General features: G+C 54.7%; 24 protein-coding genes and 1 pseudogene. 12 read left to right on the top strand and 13 right to left on the bottom strand.

Features of this window, described 5'->3' with window-relative positions; all coding sequences use genetic code 11:
- The first annotated feature begins 50 nt into the window (after positions 1-50).
- Positions 51-239 (top strand): DUF1272 domain-containing protein, encoded by a 189-nt coding sequence (locus tag KW828_RS00720; RefSeq protein ID WP_218334547.1) that lies wholly within the window; start codon positions 51-53, stop codon positions 237-239.
- Positions 240-305: 66 nt separating this feature from the next.
- Here the strand turns inward: KW828_RS00720 and KW828_RS00715 are convergent, their stop codons facing one another.
- Both KW828_RS00715 and KW828_RS00710 read right to left on the bottom strand, forming a co-directional pair.
- Entirely contained in the window at positions 306-2,144 is a 1,839-nt protein-coding gene (locus KW828_RS00715; protein WP_218334546.1) for a glycoside hydrolase family 15 protein, read from the bottom strand.
- Between the two features lie 51 nt (positions 2,145-2,195).
- The gene (locus KW828_RS00710) at positions 2,196-3,080 is read right to left on the bottom strand and encodes an SDR family oxidoreductase (protein ID WP_218334545.1); all 885 of its coding nucleotides are present in this window, start codon (positions 3,078-3,080) and stop codon (positions 2,196-2,198) included.
- Positions 3,081-3,513: 433 nt separating this feature from the next.
- Here KW828_RS00710 and KW828_RS00705 point away from each other — a divergent pair, with 433 nt between their 5' ends.
- The 6 genes from KW828_RS00705 (at position 3,514) to KW828_RS00680 (ending at position 7,983) form a co-directional block, all read left to right on the top strand.
- A complete protein-coding gene (locus KW828_RS00705; RefSeq protein ID WP_218334544.1) occupies positions 3,514-3,753 on the top strand; it encodes a hypothetical protein in 240 nt (79 codons plus the stop codon).
- 221 nt (positions 3,754-3,974) lie between these two features.
- Positions 3,975-4,412: a hypothetical protein gene (locus KW828_RS00700; RefSeq protein WP_218334543.1), complete on the top strand. Its 438-nt coding sequence runs from the start codon at positions 3,975-3,977 to the stop codon at positions 4,410-4,412.
- A 56-nt stretch (positions 4,413-4,468) separates the two neighbouring features.
- A complete protein-coding gene (locus KW828_RS00695; protein WP_218334542.1) occupies positions 4,469-4,612 on the top strand; it encodes a hypothetical protein in 144 nt (47 codons plus the stop codon).
- A 440-nt stretch (positions 4,613-5,052) separates the two neighbouring features.
- Positions 5,053-5,403 carry a multidrug/spermidine efflux SMR transporter subunit MdtJ gene (mdtJ, locus tag KW828_RS00690; protein WP_218334541.1) on the top strand — a complete coding sequence of 117 codons (351 nt, stop codon included), beginning with the start codon at positions 5,053-5,055 and terminating at the stop codon, positions 5,401-5,403.
- On the top strand, positions 5,390-5,719 hold the full coding sequence (gene mdtI / locus KW828_RS00685; protein WP_218334540.1) for a multidrug/spermidine efflux SMR transporter subunit MdtI: 330 nt from the start codon (positions 5,390-5,392) through the stop codon (positions 5,717-5,719). Before mdtJ ends, mdtI begins: the two co-directional genes overlap by 14 nt.
- 101 nt (positions 5,720-5,820) lie before the next feature.
- On the top strand, positions 5,821-7,983 hold the full coding sequence (locus tag KW828_RS00680) for a bifunctional diguanylate cyclase/phosphodiesterase (protein ID WP_218334539.1): 2,163 nt from the start codon (positions 5,821-5,823) through the stop codon (positions 7,981-7,983).
- Here KW828_RS00680 and KW828_RS00675 read toward each other — a convergent pair whose 3' ends face one another.
- The 3 genes from KW828_RS00675 to KW828_RS00665 form a co-directional block, all read right to left on the bottom strand.
- Entirely contained in the window at positions 7,984-8,805 is an 822-nt protein-coding gene (locus KW828_RS00675; protein ID WP_218334538.1) for a serine protease, read from the bottom strand.
- Positions 8,806-9,086: 281 nt separating this feature from the next.
- On the bottom strand, positions 9,087-9,422 hold the full coding sequence (gene asr, locus KW828_RS00670) for an acid resistance repetitive basic protein Asr (RefSeq protein WP_218334537.1): 336 nt from the start codon (positions 9,420-9,422) through the stop codon (positions 9,087-9,089).
- Between the two features lie 153 nt (positions 9,423-9,575).
- A complete protein-coding gene (locus KW828_RS00665) occupies positions 9,576-11,060 on the bottom strand; it encodes a carboxypeptidase M32 (protein WP_218334536.1) in 1,485 nt (494 codons plus the stop codon).
- Positions 11,061-11,224: 164 nt separating this feature from the next.
- Here KW828_RS00665 and KW828_RS00660 point away from each other — a divergent pair, with 164 nt between their 5' ends.
- Positions 11,225-11,323: a KPN_01571 family protein gene (locus KW828_RS00660; protein ID WP_218334535.1), complete on the top strand. Its 99-nt coding sequence runs from the start codon at positions 11,225-11,227 to the stop codon at positions 11,321-11,323.
- A gap of 55 nt (positions 11,324-11,378) precedes the next feature.
- Here the strand turns inward: KW828_RS00660 and KW828_RS00655 are convergent, their stop codons facing one another.
- Positions 11,379-12,629 carry an MFS transporter gene (locus KW828_RS00655; RefSeq protein WP_218334534.1) on the bottom strand — a complete coding sequence of 417 codons (1,251 nt, stop codon included), beginning with the start codon at positions 12,627-12,629 and terminating at the stop codon, positions 11,379-11,381.
- Positions 12,630-12,750: 121 nt separating this feature from the next.
- On the opposite strand from KW828_RS00655, the gene KW828_RS00650 reads away from it, so the two are divergent.
- From KW828_RS00650 to bioD, 3 genes are all read left to right on the top strand, one after another.
- Positions 12,751-13,644, top strand: a complete 894-nt coding sequence (locus tag KW828_RS00650) for a LysR family transcriptional regulator (protein WP_218334533.1) — start codon at positions 12,751-12,753, stop codon at positions 13,642-13,644.
- 131 nt (positions 13,645-13,775) lie between these two features.
- Positions 13,776-14,996 carry a sugar metabolism global transcriptional regulator Mlc gene (mlc, locus tag KW828_RS00645; protein ID WP_218334532.1) on the top strand — a complete coding sequence of 407 codons (1,221 nt, stop codon included), beginning with the start codon at positions 13,776-13,778 and terminating at the stop codon, positions 14,994-14,996.
- Positions 14,997-15,122: 126 nt separating this feature from the next.
- The gene (gene bioD, locus KW828_RS00640; RefSeq protein ID WP_218334531.1) at positions 15,123-15,818 is read left to right on the top strand and encodes a dethiobiotin synthase; all 696 of its coding nucleotides are present in this window, start codon (positions 15,123-15,125) and stop codon (positions 15,816-15,818) included.
- A 156-nt stretch (positions 15,819-15,974) separates the two neighbouring features.
- On the opposite strand, the gene dmsD is transcribed toward bioD, so the two are convergent.
- The 5 genes and pseudogenes from dmsD to KW828_RS00615 all read right to left on the bottom strand — a co-directional run.
- Positions 15,975-16,586: a Tat proofreading chaperone DmsD gene (gene dmsD, locus KW828_RS00635; RefSeq protein ID WP_218334530.1), complete on the bottom strand. Its 612-nt coding sequence runs from the start codon at positions 16,584-16,586 to the stop codon at positions 15,975-15,977.
- A 14-nt stretch (positions 16,587-16,600) separates the two neighbouring features.
- Complete coding sequence (locus KW828_RS00630; RefSeq protein ID WP_218334529.1) at positions 16,601-17,458, bottom strand: dimethyl sulfoxide reductase anchor subunit family protein; 858 nt, start codon at positions 17,456-17,458, stop codon at positions 16,601-16,603.
- A gap of 1 nt (position 17,459) precedes the next feature.
- A complete protein-coding gene (locus KW828_RS00625; protein WP_218334528.1) occupies positions 17,460-18,077 on the bottom strand; it encodes a DMSO/selenate family reductase complex B subunit in 618 nt (205 codons plus the stop codon).
- A 10-nt stretch (positions 18,078-18,087) separates the two neighbouring features.
- Complete coding sequence (ynfE, locus tag KW828_RS00620; RefSeq protein WP_218334527.1) at positions 18,088-20,526, bottom strand: selenate/tellurate reductase subunit YnfE; 2,439 nt, start codon at positions 20,524-20,526, stop codon at positions 18,088-18,090.
- Between the two features lie 164 nt (positions 20,527-20,690).
- Positions 20,691-20,989 (bottom strand): annotated as a pseudogene (locus tag KW828_RS00615) (DUF1161 domain-containing protein); the annotation flags it as partial.
- A gap of 171 nt (positions 20,990-21,160) precedes the next feature.
- Here KW828_RS00615 and KW828_RS00610 point away from each other — a divergent pair.
- A complete protein-coding gene (locus KW828_RS00610; RefSeq protein ID WP_218334525.1) occupies positions 21,161-21,871 on the top strand; it encodes a YnfC family lipoprotein in 711 nt (236 codons plus the stop codon).
- A 9-nt stretch (positions 21,872-21,880) separates the two neighbouring features.
- On the opposite strand, the gene speG is transcribed toward KW828_RS00610, so the two are convergent.
- The gene (gene speG / locus KW828_RS00605; RefSeq protein ID WP_218334524.1) at positions 21,881-22,441 is read right to left on the bottom strand and encodes a spermidine N1-acetyltransferase; all 561 of its coding nucleotides are present in this window, start codon (positions 22,439-22,441) and stop codon (positions 21,881-21,883) included.
- A 23-nt stretch (positions 22,442-22,464) separates the two neighbouring features.
- Complete coding sequence (locus tag KW828_RS00600) at positions 22,465-22,806, bottom strand: DUF1283 family protein (protein WP_218334523.1); 342 nt, start codon at positions 22,804-22,806, stop codon at positions 22,465-22,467.
- Positions 22,807-22,850: the final 44 nt, after the last annotated feature.

Genomic DNA, 22,850 nt, shown 5'->3' with positions numbered 1-22,850 from the left:
TCTGCGCTGTGCTTTTCGTATGCTCATGAAAACATCAAAAGGGGAACAGGATGCTGGAACTTAAACCTGACTGTGAGCGCTGTGGCAAAGCATTGCCGCCTGACTCGACGCAGGCGCTGATTTGCTCCTACGAATGCACGTTTTGCCTTGATTGCGCCAAAACACCGTTGCAGCATCGCTGTCCGAACTGCGGCGGCGAGCTGGTTCGGCGACCGGCGCGGCATAAAAAAGAGGCCTGACGGCCTCTGATGTGTTGCGAGTTGTGTCGGGCGGCCGCTGCACCTTATCCGATATGCGATATTGCGTCACACATGCCAGGCATCGTCGCCTTCTTCCCGCTGGCGCGAAAGGGCATCCGCCGCGCAGATCAATGACAGATGGCTTAACCCCTGCGGCACGTTACCGCGCCACTCGCCGGTGCGCACATCAAACATCTCATTGAACGTCTCAACGTTGCCTTTATTGCACAGGCATTTCAGGATGCGCTCCATATAATCTGAGGCTTTCTCGTTATTACCCAACCGCGCCCAGGCTTCAACCAGCCAGAACGAGCAGGCAACAAAGGTACTTTCCTCTTTCTCCACATCACTGTAGCGATAAAGCATTGGCTCGCCGTGGCCCAACTCCTCTACCAGCGCATCATAGGTGGCGGTCATACGCGCAAGATTATTCTTCTTACCGTAGTACCACACCAGGCACAGCGAGGCATCGAGGCGATCCGTACCGGCGTAAAAGGTATAAGCCTGTTTCTTTTCAGACCAGCAATGCTCTTCGATCCAGTCGCGAATACGATCTTTCTCCCGCGTCCAGCGGGCGATCCAGGTCGATTCAATATGCCCGTCCTCGGCAAGCTGTGCGGCAATGTCCAGCGTCACCCAGCAGGCCATTTTCGAATGGGTATAGTGATTTCGCTCAGGCAACTCCCAGATGCCGGAGTCATCCTGACGCCAGGAGTCGGTGCAGTCGTTCGCCAGCCGCGACAGCAGGCGCGAGGTGGTCAGATCCAGCACATGACCGGCGTGGACGAACAGCAGGGCGGTGTCGAGCATATCGCCGAACATACTCAGCTGCCGCTGACTCTGCGCGTTATTGCCGATCCGCACCGGCTGCGATCCCTTATAACCCTCCAGCGGTAGCCAGGTTTCATCCGGCACGATCTCACCATTGAGGGTATAACAGGCGCGCAGTTCGCCCTCATGACGCACGATGGTATTCGTCAGCCAGGAGAAGGCGGCTTTACACTCTTCCAGCGCGCCAATAAAGGCGAAGGCGCGGATGATAAGGCAGGCATCGCGGATCCAGGCGTAGCGGTAATCGTAGTTTTTCTCACCACCGATGCCTTCGGGCAATGACGTGGTCGGTGCGGCTGCCAGTGCGCCGGTCGGGGAATAAAGCAGAAATTTCAGCGCCAGCGCCGAACGCTTAACGTGCTCCGGAAAACGGCCGTCGTAACTCAGATCCTCCGCCCACTGTCGCCACATCTGGTCGCTGATCTCAATACGGCGGTCAATTTTCTCCAGCGGCGGCACGGCGAGCGGTTCTTTGTCGCTTACCAACAGGGCAATCAGGCTGCGGGAGCCGGGGGAGGTGGTTAACGTCGCTTCGATACGATCGTCTTCAGCCAGGGTGACGGTGACATCCGGCGTGGTATTAATCATCGCCATCAGTTCACCGATATGTATAACCTGGCCTTTCGGGGACTGAGCCAGCCAGGGCGCGCGCGTACAGGACGCTGAACCGGGCACAAACACGATTTTTAACGCCACTTCGCCTTCCAGACCTTCCACCCGCCGCGCCAGCTCACACCAGGGGAGTCGCCCCGCATGATTGCTGTTCAGCGACTCGGTGAACATCACTTTGCCGGAATCGGTTTCATAGCAGGTTTCCAGCACGTTACTGTTTTCCCGGTACTGACGATGGGTTCGGTAGTCGCCAAGGGGTTCAATCTGAAAGTAACCGCCCTTCGTGGCGTCAAGAATGCGGTCAAACAGCGGTGGTGAATCCATATTAGGGGCGCACCACCAGTCAATTGCGCCGTCAGGGGCGATCAGCGCCACCGAGCGGCCATCGCCAATCGCGGCGTAATCACCCAGCCCGGCAAAGCCATCCACGCGCTCCGGATGGGAATAAGTTTGGTTCTTCATCGACACGCTATCCTGCGAAAAGAAAAATGGCAGGCGAGGCCTGCCATTATGTTACACGGTGCCGGTACCACCATCGGAGCACCAGACCTGCCCGGAGGCGAAGGAGCTTTCGTCAGAGGCGAACAGCACATACAGCGGGGCAATTTCTACTGGCTGACCCGGACGGCCCAGCGGCGCGCTCTCACCGAAGGCTTTCACTTTTTCCTGCGGCTGACCGCCGCTGGACTGCAACGGCGTCCAGTATGGACCGGGGGCCACCGCATTTACGCGGATACCTTTCTTACCCAGCTGCTTAGCGAGCGCCTTGGTAAAGGCCACGTTACAGGCTTTGGTCTGTGCGTAATCCAGCAGAATATCGCTTGGATTAAACGCCTGTACGGACGAGGTATTGATGATCACCGCGCCTTCTTTCAGGTGCGGTACAGCCGCTTTGGTGATCCAGAACGGCGCATACACGTTGGTTTTGAAGGTATCGTCAAACGCCTCGGTCGTCAGATCTTCAATAGATTCACAGAACTGCTGACGGCCCGCGTTGTTCACCAGAATATCTAAGCCACCGAGCTTATTAATGGCTTCCACCACTAATTGCTGGCAAAAAGTTTCCGAACGAATATCGCCGGGCAGGGCCACGGCGGTACGGCCTTCGGCCTGAATCAGAGCAATGACGGCTTCCGCATCGGATTCTTCTTCCGGTAAATAGTTAATCGCCACGTCAGCACCTTCACGTGCATAGGCAATGGCCACGGCACGACCTATGCCTGAATCGCCACCGGTAATGAGCGCCTTTTTACCTGCCAGACGGCCAGAGCCGATATAGCGAGTTTCGCCATGATCGGGGAGCGGCTTCATCTCAGAGGCAAGGCCTGGTGCCTGTTGCGGCTGCTCAGGGAACGGTGGACGTGGGTATTGCGAAAGTTTGTTATCCTGGTTGGTCATTATATCCGCCTCGTTGATAAAAACACGTATTAACCCTAGACACGAAATCAGCGCTGCGCGAAAATTTTCTATAATAATTAATATTTATTTTAATAACTTTACTTCTTATATATTAGGATCTACCTGCCCTAAATAAGGGTGTATGTTTAAAAAATGTTCTTTTTTGTTAATCGAGTGGGGCAGAATTACTGGGTCAGAACGATTCGATAACCTTAAAAAACGGATTATTCCTTAAATAAGATATTTCTTACGAAATACACTTGTGAGTATTAGCCATTAGGCTAAGATAATTCCTGACACTGGAGCCTGATTAGCAAGCATCGTTTTAGAAAGTGATGGCCTTGCACTGTTTTTTGATCGGTTAAACATGTCGTGACTCGCGTGTTGTAATGTTAACCATGTGAAAAACATCGAATTTATAAGGAGATTTAGGATGAGCATTGAGCCCGTGTTTCCTGCCTTTCCGGTCGTTGGCTGGCAGGTTGGTCCGGTTGAGAATCGTAGTAACGTTGTTGTAAAGTTTGGCTACAGCACATCACCTCATTCGGTGGGCGCCAGTACCTTTGATTCGCAGTTCTTTAGTCTTTCACCTGAGATGGTTCGCAGTCTGATTTATGATTTGCAGCGCAGCCTGCGTGAATGTGAAGCACCGCTGGAAACGAAAGTCGCCTGAGTCTGTCCCTCGCAAACCGCAGCAGTCCGTTGATTCACCTGTGCCTGCTGCGATATAGCTTTCCCGCTCACTATCCTGCTGAATAACGTATTAAATATAAACCACTCGTTCATACTTTCTCATTAACCCTGCCTCTCAGCGGAATCTTAATTAATTCTTTGCCGCTGCGTTATGCGCTATAACTTAATACAGATAGATTGTATCTGCGGAATGGAGAAAGCATGAACTTTGTATATTTTAAGGCGGAGAATCATCAGCAGGATAATACGGTTCCAATAAACCTTATGGTTGAGGACGTCGTACTTATGCGTGATGGGGAAGTTATCGCCGGGTTAGGGGATTTTAAAATTACCCATTTGCCTTTATATATATATCGCGCCGTACCAACAGGTTTTCGTAAGATTGAATACAAAATGAAAACCAACAGTCATCGCCGCGTTATGTTTTCAGCAGGCTATCTGAAAACCGGTGATTATTATGTCGAAACGCCTGACGGAGAACAGACCATGAACTTTAATGCGCTCTCCGGCTTATGGACGGGTGAACATGAAGAAGATCAGTTAATGGATAATTATGCTTTTCTGAATGAAGGTTATGCAATTAATCGCCCTGTTCCCAGGGTCAAGAAAAAGCGCAGCGAGAGCGAGATTGCTCGTTAAATACCCGTTCGGCGATTATCGACTAAACTAAAAAGACAAGATAACAGGAGGCCGACATGACAAATCACTCTCAACCAGCTCACAGCACAGCAGCTGAACAGCAGCGCCCGGTCAAAGACAACCCGGCGAAGCAGGGCGAGATGCCCCGTAAGCGTGATGACAGTCAGGATGACCACAAAGATCCTTTCAAGGCGAGCTAATATCCGTCACGTATTAAAAATAAAGGGTGCCTGGCACCCTTTATTATTTTTGGCTGATAGTAAAGATGTCCAAAAAATAACCCAGCCAGTTGGTAAAGAATTGAAAATTTTATCCTTCTCCACAATGTTTATGGTAGAAATATTCCGTGTTTAATACTCAACTTCAACAACAGAGGACAATTTTCATCCGCAGGACGAGAAGCAATACGCGGATAATTGTAATTTTATGGATAACAATTGCAGGTCACTTCGCTTTATCCCTCTCGTAATCTCTTCTACCGCTCACTTGCTCGCTGGCGACCAGCACTGGCGCTCCGCGCTTTAGCCCATTTTCTCTCTGCATCAGCTTGCGCATAATGCGCGCGGCTAACATCAACTGTTTTCAGGTTTGCGATTTATCGTAAGTCGCGAAAAATAATATTCTCATGCAGGAGAGCGTGATGCGTTACTGGATCTTACTGGCGCTGGCCATTCTGGCTGAAATTATTGGTACGCTGTCGATGAAATGGGCAAGCGTGTCGGGCGGAAACACCGGGTTTATTTTAATGCTGGCGATGATCGCCTTATCGTATATTTTTCTGTCATTTGCCGTTAAAAAAATCGCCCTTGGCGTCGCTTACGCCCTGTGGGAAGGGATCGGCATCTTATTGATAACCTTATGTAGCGTGACGTGGTTTGATGAAAGCCTGACGGTGATGAAAGTGGCGGGGTTGACCACACTGGTGGTGGGCATTGCGCTCATCAAGTCCGGCACCCGTAAAGCCAGGGAGTCTGACCATGCAACCCTTTGAGTGGCAACATGGAGCCTGGCTTGGCGTCGCCATTTTGCTGGAAATCATCGCCAACATCCTGCTGAAGTTCTCGGACGGTTTTCGTCGAAAAACGTATGGCGTGTTATCGCTGGCTGCGGTGCTCGCCGCGTTTAGTGCGCTGTCGCAGGCGGTGAAAGGCATTGATTTGTCCGTTGCTTATGCATTGTGGGGCGGTTTCGGTATCGCCGCGACGCTGGCGGCAGGCTGGATCCTGTTTTCTCAGCGCCTGAATAAAAAAGGATGGGCCGGGGTACTGCTGCTGATTGTCGGTATGGTGCTGATTAAACTTGCCTGATGTGATCGCCGTCGGCTGCCGCTGGCGGCGAAATCAGCTACGCTTATTCTTACTTAAATTAAAAAGATAACAGCCTTTTCAGGCGCATAAGAGAGCGGTGAATGTTTAAACCCTTCAGCTGGCGTAATCTTCCCACCGCACGAACGTTATCCGTCATGATCTTTGTGGCGGGCATTGGTCTGGTTATTTCCGTTGTTGCCCTGATCTACCTCTCGCTGCACCTTATCAGCTCCAAAACGAATGAAATTGATGAACACCGTTCGGCGCTCTCGGTACAGGGGGCAATCCAGACGTCGGTGAATCGGGTGTGGTCGCTGGTGCTCGATAACGCCGTCTGGGATGATGCCGTGCGCGAGGTCTACAGTCCACAGGTCAATAACACCTGGTTATATAACAGTTGGGGAACGGGGGTTAAGGTCAATAATCTTTATGATGGGACCTTCGTGCTGGATGAGAATTTCACCCTGCTGTGGGGCTCCTTTAGCCGGGAGCCGTTCACCGAAAAGAATCTGGATTTTTTTGGCGCAGGTCTGAAGGCGTTAATCGATCATAATCAGCACGCGCTGCCGGACGATAATACCATTTACGCCGGGATCACCCGCACGCGTCATGGCGTGGCTTTTATCGGTATCGGGCTTATCAGACCGATGACCGGACGTCTGGAAGTCAATGATCATACCCGTCGTTATCTGGTGATCACCCGCCATCTGGATCCTAAGCTTATTAAAGATCTGGGGGATACCTTCCAGATCAACCACCTCACTTTTAGCGATACCCTGCCTTCGCCGTCCAGCATCCCATTGCGCAGCTCGGCGGGGGAGACTCTCGGTTATCTGAGCTGGGATCCTCATCTTCCCGGCGCGCAGGCGGCACAGGCGGCGGCCTGGGAAATCCGCCAGATTGTCGGCCTGGTGACGCTACTGATCCTGCTCTTTATCCTGCTGACCAGCGCCGGGCTGTATAAACTCTCGCGTGGTGAAAAACTGGCGCGGCGCATTGCGGTGACCGACTGGCTCAGTGGCCTGCCCAACCGCCGTGCGTTAATCGAGCGGCTGGAGCAACTGAATCAATCCGGCGATACCGACACCATCAGCGTGGTATTTATGGATCTGGATGGCTTTAAAGATGTGAACGATGTCTACGGGCATGACGTGGGAGATAAATTGATCGTCGCTATCGCCCGTAGCCTGCAGGAAAAAGTGCCGCATGGCGGCATGCTGTCACGCATGGGCGGCGATGAATTTGCGATGACCATGCATGGCGATAATGCGCATGAAAAGAGCGCAATTTTTGCGATGCTGGTGCTCTCCTGGTTCAATGCGCCGGTGCGGCTGGATGAGCGCAGTATTCATATTACCGTCAGTATCGGCATCGCCAGCAGCATGCAGGGTGACTGCACCAGTACCGAATTATTCCGCCGTGCCGACATCGCCATGTACCACTCAAAAATGACTGGCAAAGGCCGCATCACCCACTATGACGCCGCGTTAAACAGCGCGCGCGAACGTAAACTGATCATTGAAAATGATATTCGTAACGGGCTGGCAAATGAGGAATTTGACGTCTGGTATCAGCCGATTATCGATGCGCATACGCTGGAAATGACCGGCGTCGAAGCGCTGGTGCGCTGGCCCCGTCGCCCGGCTGGCGCGCTGGGGCCGGATGAGTTTATCCCGGTGGCGGAAAGCAGCGGCCTGATTTATGGCCTCGGTCAGTTCGTACTGCGGCGCGCCTGTAGCGATTTACAGGCGCTCGACGAGCTTAAACTGTCGGTGAATATTTCCCCCGCGCAGTTTCGCGATCCGGAATTTGAAGTAAAAGTGGCGAGCGTGCTGGAGACGGTCGGCTTCCCGGCGCATCGCCTGCAACTGGAAGTGACCGAAACTTATGTGCTGGAAAATCCGGAGCGCTCGCGCACGGCAATCGCCAATCTTAAAGGGCTGGGGATCACCGTGGCGCTGGATGATTTTGGCACCGGCTACTCCAGTATTGGCTATTTGCGACGCCTGAATTTTGACAGCATCAAAATAGATAAATCGCTGGCCGGGCTGGTGGATGCAGATGAACAGGCTGCTGCCCTGGTCGGCGGCACCATCCGCATCGCCAGCGCATTGGGCATGTCTGTAACGGCGGAAGGTGTGGAAAACGAAAAGCAGATGAAATTGCTGCGGCTTGCCGGTTGCGATCGGTTACAGGGCTTTTACTTCAGCCAGCCACAGCCCATTTCAGCGCTATTACCGCTGCGCAAAAAGCGGTACGGATGATCACTCCTCGGCCAGCTCGCTCAGTTTCTCCCGAAAACCGGTCACGGAAATCGCCCGGTTATCAGCCCGCCAGCGATCTTTCGCGGCGGGCGCGGAACTCTGCACCCCAATCAGCTGCCAGCCGGCGTCGGTTTTTATCATCAACGGCGAACCGCTATCACCAGGCAGCGTGTCGCACTGATGGGACAATACTGTGCTCTGCGCCCAGCCGGTGATCACACAATCCTGGTGGCTATAGAGGTTATCCAGATGATCCTGCGGATAGCCGGACTGCGTAACGCGACGGCCCGTGGTTTTCAGCGCCGCGGTTAACGCCTCGCGATCGCCGGTAAACAGCGGCAGCGGCGTAATGCCGGACGGCGGATAGCGCAGCACAATCAAGCCAAAATCCCAGGGCGCGGCGGCGGAGGGCACGATCCAGCCATCCCCATCAGGTTTGAGTCGTTTACCGAGTGACGGATCGACACGACCCTCGATACCGTGAATTTCATAACGCCAGATGCCTTTTTGTGCCACAAAGCGCAGCGCCAGTACTTTATCTGGTTTGCCGTTGGGGGGAGTTAGCAGGCAGTGTCCGGCGGTCAGGGCAAGATGCGGGGAGATCAGGGTAGCGGTACATAAATTGCCGCTGACGGTTTCCAGTTGCCCGATGGCATCCCAGGGAGACTGTTCAGGGTCCGTGACGCGGGTGCGATCATCATGACCGAAAAACAACGTTTTCACCTCATCGGCATTCATTGCCTCGTCATCGCCTTCATCGGCATGCACGACCGCAGAAAATAAGCAGAACGATCCCAGTAATATCAAAAAGGTTTTACGCATAGCACACTCTGGTGGGGCAATTATGATTATTAAAAGTAACCCAATGTAAGACTAACTATAGACGGGAGGCGTGGAAAGTGGGAGTAAAATCAGCGAACTACATTCAGGAAAAATAGAAATGCGTAGCAACGATTGCGCATAAAATAAGCGTGATGAGAATTAACTCAAATCGATAACGCCCCAGCATACGCCCTCCGGATAAAAAACGGCGCTTACCATAAAGCTAAGCGCCGTGTTATTAACGTGCCCGGACATGCGGGCACAGATAACATTGCTACAACTTAAGCAGCAGGTTGAGCAGCGGGTTGAGCGGCCGGTTTAGCGGCTTCATGTTTTACGTGTTTTTTGTGATGCTTTTTAGCGGCCTGCGCTTTTTGCTCTACAGCGGGTTTAGCGGCAGCTTTTTTGTGGTGTTTTTTGGCAGCCTGGGCTTTTTGCTCAACGGCTTTTTTGTGTTTCTTGTGTTTTGCCGGTGCCGCTTTCGTGGCAGCCGGAGCCTGAGTCGTGGTCGCGGTCGCGGCCGGTGCAGTTGTGGTAGAGGTGGCAGCATCAGCAGCGAACGCAGCAGAAGACAGACCCATAGCAGCGGCAACAACCAGAGCTAATACTTTTTTCATCTCGTGATCCTCGAATTGGTTTCATCATTCAACCCCACTGCGGGGCCGTTGAAAACACTATATGCCTGATAATTCGCGGCTTCCGTGAGTGATTGGTATCGGCGTGTAACCATATGTACAACGCCGGGTAAGATGACCCGGCGCGGCGGGGATTTACAGATAGCGGGCGGTGAGATGCTGGCGGAAATAGCGGCTGTTCAGTGCTTCGCCGGTAGCATTTTCAATCAGTTGTGCGGTAGTGAAGCGACTGCCATGCTGCCAGATATTCTGTCGCAGCCAGTCGAACAGCGCGGTGAAATCGCCTCGGGCAATTGCGGCGTCCAGATCCGGCAAGGCTTTTTTGGCAGCGTGGAACAGCTGCGCGGCATACATGGCACCCAGGGTGTAAGACGGGAAGTAGCCAAAGCCGCCGTCGGTCCAGTGAATATCCTGCATACAGCCGTCGCGATAGTTACCGGTGGTAGACAGCCCCAGCCAGTTGCGCATTTTTTCGTCCCACAGCGCCGGAATATCCTCTACTTCAATGTCACCATTAATCAGTGCGCGCTCAATTTCATAGCGCAGCACCACGTGGGCCGGGTAACTGACTTCATCCGCATCGACACGGATATAACCCGGTTTGACGCGCTGGTTCCAGGCCACAAAGTTGCTTTCGCTGAACGCGGGCTGATCGCCAAAACGCTGTACCACCAGTGGCAACAGTTGTTTCAGGAAAGCTTCGCTGCGGCCGAGCTGCATTTCGAAAAACAGACTCTGGGACTCATGAATGGCGGTAGAGCGCGCCAGCGCCACTGGCTGACCCGGCCAGGTACGCGGCAGATTTTGCTCATAACGCGCATGACCGGTTTCATGCACAACGCCCAGCAGGGCGCTCAACAGTTCGTTTTCGTCGTAACGGGTCGTGATGCGCACATCTTCCGGCACGCCGCCGCAGAACGGGTGTGCACTGACGTCCAGCCGACCGCCGTTAAAGTCAAAACCGAGACGCGCCATGGTTTCAACGCCGATCTCACGTTGCAGGGCGATCGGGAAGGGACCTTGCGGGGCGATCAGCGGCTGCTGCGCCTGCTTCTCCACCACCTGATTTAACAGATCCGGCAGCCAGGATTTCAAATCGCCAAACAGCTCGTCAAGACGCGCGCTGGTCATATCCGGCTCATAAATATCCAGTAGCGCATCATAAGGCGAACAGCCTTTGGCATCGGCACGCAGACGGGCCTCTTCGCGGCTGAGCTTGACCACTTCTTTTAAGTTTTCTGCAAAACCTTCCCAGTCATTGGCCGGACGCTGACTGCGCCAGGCGTGCTCGCATTTACTGCCTGCCAGGGATTTTGCTTCCACCAGCGCTTCCGGCAACAGCGCCGCCTGCTGATACTGGCGGGTCATCTCGCGCAGGTTAGCCTGTTCAAGATCATTTAAATTTTCCTGTGCCGCGCCCGCAAGCCATACCGCGACATTTTTATCGGTCAGGATCTGGTGTTGCAGCACGCTCAGTTCCGCCAGGGCTTCGCCGCGCGCCTGGCTACCGCCCGGCGGCATCATGGTGAACATGTCCCAGCCTGCCATGGCCGAGAGGTGAGAAAAGCGCGACAGACGGGTAAAGATGCGGGTGAGTTGCTGATAGTTTTTATTTTCCATATTGCCTCGTAGGAGCGGAAACGGCCCAGGAATAATGGTGCTTAAGTAAATTCTGATAGGGAATTATGATTGCCATCAAACGGAAGTCGTATTTTTGTGAAGAAATATAATACTATGCCATAATAGGTAAAATTCATGTGAACCAACAACATAAGAATTCGATCATGATGAATCCGTTTATCTGGGTGATATTTGCACTAATGGCGCTGGATGCCGTACGTGAATTGATGGGCGCGTCATCAGTGATGGGCATGTTTTCGTAAATAATGCCACGCAAGCCGGGCCAGTGCAGACGTCCTGGCGGCACAACGTCATTCATCACCCCAGACGGCGGTGCAGGCAACGCCCCACCAGCAGGGCTGCGATCAACAGCAGTGCAATAAATCCTCCCACGCCATTCCAGCCAAAACGATGCCAGAACACACCGCCGAGAGTGCCCGCCACGCTCGATCCCAGATAGTAGCTGAACAGATACAGCGATGACGCCTGGCCTTTCGCCCGCCGCGCCCGTGGCCCGATCCAGCTACTGGCCACCGAGTGCGCCGCAAAGAAGCCTGCTGAAAAGAGCAGCATACCGACAAAGATCAGCCATAAAGACGTCAACAGCGTCAGCAGCACGCCCGTCAGCATAATCGCGGTGGAAACGAGCATTACCGGGCCGCGGCCGTAACGGCTGGTCATCATCCCGGCTTTAGGTGAGCTCCAGGTCCCGGTGAGATACGCCACCGACAACAAGCCGACAAACGCCTGGCTCAGCTGCCACGGGGTCTGCATCAGCCGGTAACCAATATAGTTAAACAGGGTGACAAACGCGCCCATCAGCAGAAAACCGATGACGAACAGCAGCGGCAAGCCGCGATCGCGCCAGTGCAGGCGGAAGTTAATCGCCAGCGTGCGGGGCCGTAGCGGGGTCGGGCGAAAGTGGCGCGATCCCGGCAGGATTTTCCAGAACATCAGTGCCGCGGCCAGGGCAAAACAGCCAATGACGCCCACCGCAACGCGCCACGAGAAGAAATCCGTCAACACGCCGCTTAACAAACGCCCACTCATGCCGCCTATCGAGTTGCCGCTGATGTACAGTCCCATCGAGAACGCCACAAAACTGGGGTGGATCTCTTCGGCAAGCCAGGTCATGCCTACCGCCGCCACGCCGCTTAACGACAGGCCAATCAATGCCCGCATGATTAAGATCCCATGCCAGCTGGTCATCACCGTAGAGAGCAGCGTACAGCAGGAGGCGAGCAGCAGGGCAGTCACCATCACGGATTTGCGGCCAACGGCATCGGACAACGGGCCGGTAAACAGCAGGCCGGTGGCCAGCATTCCGGTAGAAATCGACAAGGAAATACTGCTGCTGGCGGGCGACACGCCAAACTCCTGCGACAGCACCGGCAAAATCGGCTGTACACAATAGAGCAGGGCAAAGGTGGCAAGTCCGGCGGAAAACATCGCCAGGGTGACGCGCATAAACTGAGAAGTGCCGCGTTTAATATACGGGGCGGGCCGGGCGTTCACCTGTACATCGGTGTCGCTGGCCGGGGCGACGTCAACAGGGGTGGTATGACTCACAGAACATCCTTAACTTTACATCCCCGTGATTAAAGGTGACGGGTAAGACCACGACCTCAGGGTAGGAAAATGTAAATATTCTGTCTAATATATTAATCCTCTCAAATGAGATGTTTAGCATATGAATATTGAACTGCGTCACCTGCGCTATTTTGTCGCCGTCGCTGAGGAGCTGCATTTTGGTCATGCGGCGGCCCGGCTGAATATCTCCCAGCCGCCGCTGAGTCAGCAGATCCAGATGCTGGAGCAGCAAATTGGCGCACGGCTGCTTGCCCGCACCAACCGCAGCGTTGAACTCACGCCTGCCGGAAAACAATTTCTTGCTGATTGCCGCCTGATCTTAAGTCAGGTAGAAGACGCCGCTGCCCGCGCCGCAAGGCTGCATCTGGGGCAGACCGGCGAGCTGCGCATCGGGTTTACGTCTTCCGCGCCCTTTATCCGGCCGGTTTCCGATACGCTGTCGTTATTTCGCCGTCGTTATCCCGACGTGCATTTGCAGACCCGCGAAATCAACACCCGGGAGCAGATCGCGCCGTTGCACGATGGCAGTCTGGATTTAGGGCTGATGCGCAACACTCAGCTGCCGGATACGCTGACCTGGCAGGTGATCCTGCGCGAGCCACTACTGGCAATGGTGCCGCGGGATCATCCGCTGGCGGAGAAAACCAGCGTGACGCTGAGCGAACTGGCCCGCGAGCCGTTTGTCTTCTTCGATCCGCAGGTCGGCACCGGGTTGTATGACGATATTCTTGGGCTGCTGCGCCGCTACGGACTGACCCCCGCGATCGCCCAGGAGGTCGGGGAGGCGATGACGATTATCGGGCTGGTGGCCGCCGGGTTAGGGGTGTCGATCCTGCCAGCCTCCTTTAAACGTGTGCAGCTGGATGAAATGCGCTGGTTGCCCATCCTTGAGGCGGATGCGGTTTCTGAAATGTGGTTGGTGTGGGCGAAACATCATGAGCAGGGATCGGCTGCGGCGCGTTTCAGGGAACATCTGCTGGCGACCATTCCGTAAATTTATTCACCACGGCTATCGGTAAAATGTGCGGTAAATCACATGGCTAATCAAAAATTTGACGGCCTCATTGAACTACTTCACCATAGCCCGCAGATTATTTCGAAGCTCGAAAATAAAGGGAGTCTTAGGTGGTTGCTGATAGTCAGCCAGGGCATATTGATCAGATTAAGCAGACTAATGCAGGTGCCGTTTATCGCCTGATTGATCAGCTTGGCCCGGTTTCGCGCATCGATCTTTCACGCCTGGCGCAGCTTGCGCCAGCCAGCATCACCAAGATAGTGCGCGAGATGCTCGAGGCGCATCTGGTACAGGAAACGGAAATTCAGGAGCCGGGCAGTCGGGGCCGTCCCGCCGTCGGGCTGGTGGTAGAAACCGAAGCCTGGCACTATTTGTCGTTGCGTATCAGCCGCGGAGAAATTCATCTGGCGCTGCGTGATTTGAGCAGCAAACTGGTGGTGGAAGAGCAGCAGCCGCTGCCGCTGGTGTCGGACGAGCCGTTAATTTCACGTGTTATTACCCACATCGATCAATTCTTTATTCGCCATCAGCATCAGCTTGAACGCCTGACCGCCATCGCCATTACCTTGCCGGGAATCATTGATACTGAAAATGGTATCGTGCACCGCATGCCGTTTTACGACGACGTGAAAGATATGGCGCTCGGCGAGGCGCTGGAGAGCCACACTGGCGTGCCGGTCTATATTCAGCATGACATCAGCGCATGGACGATGGCCGAGGCGCTGTTTGGCGCGTCACGCGGCGCGCGGGACGTGATTCAGGTGGTGATCGACCATAACGTGGGCGCCGGGGTGATCACCGATGGTCGCCTGTTACACGCCGGCAGCAGCAGCCTGGTGGAAATCGGCCATACCCAGGTTGATCCTTATGGCAAGCGCTGTTACTGCGGTAACAATGGCTGCCTGGAAACCATTGCCAGCGTTGACAGCGTGCTGGAGCTGGCGCAGCAGCGCATGAGCCAGTCGATGAGTTCAATGCTGCACGGCAAGCCGCTCAGCGTTGAGTCACTGTGTCAGGCCGCGCAGGACGGCGATCTGCTGGCAAAAGACATTATCACCGGCGTTGGCACCAACGTCGGCCGCATCCTCGCCATCATGGTCAATCTGTTTAACCCGCAAAAAATTCTTATCGGCTCGCCGCTGAGTAAAGCCGCCGACATTCTGTTTCCGGCGATCAGCGACTGCATCCGTCAGCAATCCCTTCCGGCTTACAGCAGGCATATGGTGGTGGAAAGCACGCAATTTACCAATCAGGGGACAATGGCGGGCGCGGCGCTGGTAAAAGACGCGATGTATAACGGTTCTTTGTTAATTCGTCTGTTGCAGGGTTAACATTTTTTAGCCAGACGTACAAAAAATTGCGCTACCTCAAGCTGACAACTTACGGGTTCACGTAGACTCCCGCCACTGAATTATTGTTCTGGTTAATATTTCCGAAGCATAACGGTGGAGTAAGTAATGCTTAAGCGTTTCTTTATAACAGGTACAGATACTGCAGTCGGGAAGACCGTGGTTTCACGTGCACTACTGCAGGCGCTCGCTGCCAGTGGCAGAAGCGTGGCGGGGTACAAGCCAGTTGCGAAGGGGAGTAAAGAGACGCCGGAAGGATTGCGCAATAAAGATGCGCTGGTGCTGCAAAGCGTCTCAAGTATTGAGCTGCCTTATGATTCAATTAACCCCATTGCGCTGAGTGAAGAAGAGAGTAGCGTGGCGCATAGCCGGGCTATCAGCTACAGCCTGCTGAGCAGCGGTCTGGCAAAGCTTGGCGAGCAGGTTGAGCATGTGGTGGTTGAAGGTACTGGCGGCTGGCGCAGCCTGATGAACGATCTGCGTCCGCTCTCGGAATGGGTGGTGCAGGAACAGCTTCCGGTGGTGATGGTGGTGGGGATCCAGGAAGGGTGCATCAATCATGCGTTATTAACCGCGCAGGCGATTGCCAGCGATGGCCTGCCGTTGATTGGCTGGGTGGCGAACCGTATCAATCCGGGTCTGGCCCATTACGCCGAAATTATCAATGTGCTGAGCCGTAAAATCCCGGCGCCGCTGATCGGCGAACTTCCTTATCTGCCCCGCGCAGAACAGCGCGATCTGGCGCAATATATTAATTTGCTGACGCTAAACCGCACGCTGGCGGCGGATCGCGTACTGGCATAACGGTCAGTTTGCCCGGCGGCGCTTTGCTTGCCGGGCCAACACGCTGTTGCAGTTCCACAGGCCAGGTAAGCGCAGCGCCACCCGGCGCTCACATCCGCTATCAGTATGAATAAAAAAGCCGCACGGCAGACACCGCGCGGCTCAGGGATGTGTTTCTTATTTGTACAGCGGTTTTTCTGCCACCGGGATCAGCAGCTGCGTCTGCCAGGCCGCCAGCGTTAAACGGGTTAATTCGCCGAGTGCCTGATAAAACGGATGCGCGGCATGTTCGCTGAACACCGCAAGCCAGCGCCCGGCCCACGGCAGCAGGTGCCAGGCCAATAGCTGTTCGCATTCCGCTTCTCGTCCTTCTTCCAGGAGCCAGGCTGCCAGCATCAGCAGCGTCCCGATATGATCTTCCGGCTCATTTTGACCCGGCGCAAAAACAATGTTGTTCTCCCGCATCCACTGGCGCAGCGCCAGCGTCGAATCACCAAACAAGACGTTTTCACGATCCAGCCACACCGATCCCCAGGGCGGCGCGGGCAGCGCCCATGGGCCGAGAAACAGACGTTGCCAGGCCTCCGGCAGCAGCTCGTCGGCGGATGCGGTAAAGCGCTCTGCCAGCGGCGACAGGCTGCCGGACGGCAGCGGCCACTGTGACTGCCAGGACGGATCCTGAAGCGCCGCCACCAGCGGGGCGGCCTGTTCACTCTGCGGCGGGTAATAAAATAATGCCCCCAGAACCCGGGCGGCAACGGCAAACGCCTGACGCTGTGCGTCATCCATAAAACACTCCTGATTTATCCACCAACCGCCATACCGACGGTCATATGTAATCCGTAAAACACCCCGCGGCCCAGCAGTTCGCCCGCCAGCACCATCACCAGCCCGACCAGCAAACTGAGAACCTGCGGCTCACGACGCCAGAGCAGCGGGCAGATCCAGCATCCCAGGCCGGCGGCGAGCAACACCAGACGCCACACTTGCAGCGCGGCATAATCTGGTACCAGCCCACTTGCGCGTTGTACTGACGAGGCGAGGGTGGCGAGATCCGCGCCCTGCATGATCACCACCGCCACGCTTGCCAGCAGCGCGAGCACGCTGATAAACGCAAATACACCGCCATTAAAGGGAATACGTGCCACTCGCAGCAACAGCGCCGCCAGCAGCGGGCCGCTCAGCAGCACGGTAAGGAAAAATGCCGCCGTAGTGTAACCGTTATGCCAGGTCGGCACGGTATCGATCTGATAAACCCGGGTCATGGCATACACAAAGATCACCCCGAGCAGCATGCTGAGGACAAGCCAGATCCTGCCGAGGACGTCCGGCATTTTACCGAGAACGGCCACCAGCCACCACAGACCGCCGACGGCAAAAAATAGCGAACCGGCGGCGATTTCATTGCTCAGCGGCGACGCGCCGATGCGGTTAAGGGAGTTAAACGCCCGCAGGGGCGATCCCAGATGCATCATCGAGGCCACAAACCCGATGCCCATCAGCAGCCAGAGAAAAAACAGGCTGCGGGTCAGTCGGGCGCGATTTTCACTGTTGTCAGCACACGCCAGCCAGCCGAGGCCGCTGACGATAAGCCCGCCGGTAACGCACTGACCGATCACGGTAAAAAACATCAACGGCCATTCATGCCATCCGTTACCCATCTCACACCTCCTGCGGGTTAGCCAAAAAGCCGGTCTTGTCCCCGGTCGGGCGGCTGTTGGCATTGGGTTTGATCACGATATTCGGGCGGGTAAAACGCCCCGCAGGAAGCGGGGCCACCGCATCCAGCGTGCCGTACTTTTTACGCAGCTCGTCGATGGGCGCAAAATCCAGCGCGCGCAGCGGGCAGGACTCGACGCAGATCGGTTTTTTACCCTCCGCCACGCGCGCATGGCAGCCGTCACACTTGGTCATATGGCCTTTGGCGGCGTTGTACTGCGGCGCGCCGTACGGACAGGCCATGTGGCAGTAGCGGCAGCCGATACAGACCTCTTCGTTGACCACCACAAAGCCGTCGTCGCGCTTGTGCATCGCCCCGCTGGGGCAGACTTTAGTGCAGGCCGGATCTTCGCAGTGGTTGCAGGCAATCGACAGGTAATACGCAAAAACGTTCTGTTGCCAGACGCCGTTGTCCTCCTGCCAGTCTCCCCCCGCGTATTCATAAATGCGCCGGAAACTGACGTCCGGGGTCAGATCTTTGTAATCTTTGCAGGCCAGCTCGCAGGTTTTGCACCCGGTGCAGCGGCTGGAATCTATATAAAAGCCGTACTGAGTTGTCATGGGTTACTCCTTAAACCTTCTCGATTTCCACCAGGTTGGTGTGCTGCGGATTTCCCTTCGCCAGCGGAGAAGGTCGGTGCGTGGTTAGCGTATTGATGCAGGCGCCGTGATCGATGCGATCACCCGTCATACTGGCCTGATGCCACGCGCCCTGGCCCATGGCGCTAACACCAGGCATAATGCGCGGCGTAACTTTCGCTTCGATACGCACTTCACCGCGGGCGTTAAACACCCGCACCATGTCGCCGCTGACAATGCCACGCTGCGCGGCATCAATGGGGTTCAGCCACACCTCCTGACGGCAGGCGGCCTGCAATACATCGACGTTGCCGTAGGTGGAGTGGGTCCGCGCTTTGTAGTGGAAACCAAACAGCTGCAACGGGAATGTCTTACGATCCGGCGAATCCCAGCCTTCAAAGGTGGCGGCGTACACCGGCAGAGGGCTTATCACCTCATCCTGTTCAAGTTGCCAGTGGGCGGCGATGTCGGCCAGCTGCGAGGAGTAAATTTCAATTTTTCCGAAAGGGGTTTTCAGCGGATTAGCCTGCGGATCGTCACGGAATGCTTTATAGGCGACGTAATGACCCTGCGGATCTTTACGTTTATAAATGCCCATTGCTTTCAGTTCGTCATACGTCGGCAGCAGCGGATCTTTCGCCCGCATTTTCGCATACAGATAGTGCAGCCACTCTTCCTGAGTACGGCCTTCGGTAAACCGCTGGTACACATCCGGCCCGAGGCGTTTCGCCACTTCGCTTAAGATCCAGTAAATCGGCTTACGCTCGAATTTGGCGGAGGTGGCGGGCTGGATAAAAATCAGATAGCCCATGTTTCCGGCGTAATCGTTAGGAATAATATCTTCCTGTTCGACGGTCATCAGGTCCGGCAGAAGAATATCGGCGTATTTCGCCGATGAGGTCATGAAATTCTCAATCACCACGATGGTTTCGCATTTCGCTTCGTCCTGCAAAATATCGTGGGTTTTATTGATGTCCGAGTGCTGATTAATGATCGTGTTACCGGCGTAGTTCCAGATGAACTTGATGGGCACGTCGAGCTTCTCTTTACCCTGCACACCATCGCGGGTGGCGGTCATCTCCGGGCCTCGGGCAATGGCATCAGTCCAGGTAAAACAGGAGATCTTCGTCTTCACCGGGTTTTCCGGCACCGGGACGCGCTCAATGGTGATGGTATAGGTAGATTCGCGCGCGCCGCTGTTGCCACCATTGATGCCGACGTTACCGGTGAGGATCGGCAGCATAGCGATGGCACGAGCGGTCTGTTCGCCGTTGGCCTGGCGCTGGGGACCCCAGCCCTGGCAGATATACGCCGGTTTCGCGGTGCCGATTTCCCGCGCCAGTTTGATAATGCGCTCGGCGGGAATGCCGGTAATAGCGGCCGCCCAGTGTGGCGTTTTGGCGATGCCATCATCGCCGTTACCCAGAACATAGGCCTTGTAATGTCCGTTGGCAGGCGCACCTTCCGGCAGCGTCTTTTCATCGTAACCTACGCAATAGTTATCGAGGAACGGCTGGTCGACGAGGTTTTCGCTGATCAGCACATGGGCGATGCCCGCCACCAGCGCCGCGTCAGTACCGGGGCGGATCGGGATCCACTCATCTTCACGCCCGGCGGCGGTATCGGTATAGCGCGGATCGATAACGATCATGCGGGCATTCGAACGATTCCGCGCCTGTTCAAGGAAATATGTAATGCCGCCGCCGCTCATGCGGGTTTCGGCCGGGTTGTTGCCAAACATCACCACTAGCTGCGTGTTTTCGATGTCCGAGGTGCTGTTGCCTTCGTTACTGCCGTAGGTAAAGGGCATGGCGCGGGCGATCTGTGCGGTGCTGTAGGTGCCGTATTGACCGAGAAAACCGCCATAGCAGCTCATTAATCGCGCCACCAGCGAGGCAGAAGGGGACGAGCGGGTCATATTTCCACCGACAATGCCGGAGGAATAATTAATATATACCGCCTCGTTACCGTATTTTTCCACGACGCCTTTGAGATTCGTCGCAATGGTATTTAATGCCTCATCCCAGGAAATACGTTCAAATTTCCCTTCGCCGCGTTTACCCACGCGCTTCATCGGATAATTAAGCCGATCGGGATGATTAATGCGGCGGCGGATAGAGCGCCCGCGCAGGCAGGCACGCACCTGGTGATCGCCGTAGGTGTCGTCACCGGTATTATCGGTTTCCACCCAGGTCACTTCATCATCACGGACATGCAGGCGCAGGGCGCACCGGCTGCCGCAGTTTACGGAGCACGCCCCCCAGACGGTTTTATCCGCATCCGGTTTGACGGCTTCCTGTACGGCTGCGGCGGCGCGGCGCAGCCCAAATGGTAAAGCGAAACCGCCAGCCGCCATAATAAGCGCGCCAGCAGCGGTGGATTTTACGAGGGTACGCCGGCTGAGACCGCCGGAATTATCGACATCGGACATCGCTCACTCCCTGTTCTTATAATGAAAATCATTATTAGCTGAAATTACGATCAGGCTAAGGAAGGGAGAGGGTACTAATAAGGGAGTAGAAAGGTATTATCTGAGGTCAATGTTTGGGAAATTCCCCCTGTAAAGACAGAGGGAATAACGGTAATACGCTTAACTTATTGCGGCTCAGTGCGTGCGCCATCAGGGGTGGCAGGCGTGCCGCTGGAGGCGCTGGCACCGCTGGTGCGGGTATAAAGGATCTTCCAGGTATCATTGGCGCAATGGCCGACCACCTGCGCATCCGGTTTATCGGCCTGATCGCCAGGCACAATATCCAATGTAAAACTGGATTCCGGCACGCCATTGTTTACGATGCGCTGCGAAATATCGCTCTTCACGTTTTCACAGGACTCCGGCGCAGCCATAACCGGTGCCGCTGCCATTAATAATCCTGCGCATAACACGTAGCAAGCTTTCATAAACGATCCCTTCTCTCATAAATTTATCTACAGTTTAGCAGCCCACGCGGGAAGCAGGTCAGTTGAGGAAAATCTCAGAACCTTCCGCATAACAGGCGAGACGGGTGAGGCGATAATTCGCTGTATTTGCTACTATGGTTGAATATTTTGCACCTCTGGTAATCACCATGAAAAAAATCATCATTCTGGCCGCGCTGACGGTAGCGCTCGCCGGTTGTGATAATAAGCAGGACCCGGTCGCTTTTACGCCGGAAATGGCGAGTTTTTCGAACGAATTTGATTTTGATCCCCTTCGCGGGCCGGTAAAGGATTTCAGCCAGACGCTGCTGAATGATAAAGGGGAAGTGGCGAAACGCGTGACCGGCACGCTGTCGGCAGAAGGGTGTTTTGATTCACTGGAGCTCCACGACATCGAAAATAATACCGGTGTCTCGCTGGTGCTGGATGCGAATTATTATATTGATGCACAAACCAATGAAAAACGCCTGCGTCTCCAGGGTAAATGCCAGCTTGCCGCGTTCCCGGCCGCGGGCGTAACCTGGGACACGGATGATAAAGGCTTTGTGGTGACCGCGCGCGGCAAGGATTTACAGGTGGATTATCGCTACGACGGCGAAGGTTATCCGCTGGGCAAATCCACCACCTCGAAAGAGATGCACTTACAGGTGGATTCCACGCCGTCAGCGGATAAGCGTAAAAAACTCGACTATACCGCCGTCAGCGTGCTTAACGACAAGCCACTTGGCCATGTGAAGCAAACTTGCGACTACGACCGCCACGATAATCCGGTCAGCTGCACGCTGCTGATCGTCGATGAAAGCGTCACGCCAGCGGTCGAGCGTAAATTCAGTATCAAAAATACGATCGCTTACTATTAATGTCGCCGCCTACTGAGCAGTAGGCTTTAACAGTGTCTTGCCGGGTGCTTTATGATCGTCAAGATACTGTTGCTGGAAAATACACATGCGGATCGTGTTGCGGTATTCGCCATTAATAAAGAACTCATGGATTAGCTCGCCTTCCACCATAAAGCCGAGCTTGCGATAAATATGAATGGCTTTTTCATTCTCTTTATCGACGATGAGATACAGCTTATAGAGGTTCAATACCGTGAAGCCGTAATCCATAGCGAGCTTAGCGGCTTTGGTGGCCAGACCTTTGCCCTGATGCTCCGGGGAGATAATGATCTGAAACTCCGCGCGGCGGTGCACATGGTTGATCTCTACCAGCTCCACCAGACCCACTTTTTCACCGTTGCACTCCACTACAAAACGGCGCTCGCTCTGATCGTGAATATGTTTGTCATACAGATCGGACAGCTCGACAAACGCCTCATACGGCTCTTCAAACCAGTAGCGCATAACGCTGGCGTTGTTATCCATTTGATGAACATAACGCAGATCTTCACGTTCAAGCGGGCGCAGTTTCACGCTATTAATCTCATTCATAGTCAAATCCTTATGACAAAAACTTACGGCGCGACGACGCGGCCGGTACGACGGTCAAGACAGCGCAGGGTGTTGTTTTCCCAGTATGCATTGAGGTTAGCGCTCTGCTGACACTTATCACGGGCATCAAACGCGGCGTCGTCTTTGTCCCACTCTTTTTCCACGCGCTTATTCACTTTATTACGCAGTGAGCGGGTGTCATTCCACTGCTCTTTTTCCATCGCGGCCTGCTGGCGGCTTTGGGCGCTGTCGCCGGATTCAATAATCAGTTTACTGGTTTCCGCCATCGCGCCGGGAGTAACCATCATCGCGCCCAGCGTCAGCATCGCCGTCAGGCACAGGCGTTTGCCTGGAGAGATTTTCATCAGAAAGTCCTTATTTAATGTTGCAGAGACATATTGTTTATATT

This window comes from Enterobacter sp. ENT03 (assembly GCF_019218745.1).
In the GTDB taxonomy this organism is placed as follows: domain Bacteria; phylum Pseudomonadota; class Gammaproteobacteria; order Enterobacterales; family Enterobacteriaceae; genus Enterobacter_D.
The sequence above is the reverse complement of the archived record's forward strand: the minus strand, read 5'-3'. Positions and strand labels throughout refer to the sequence as shown.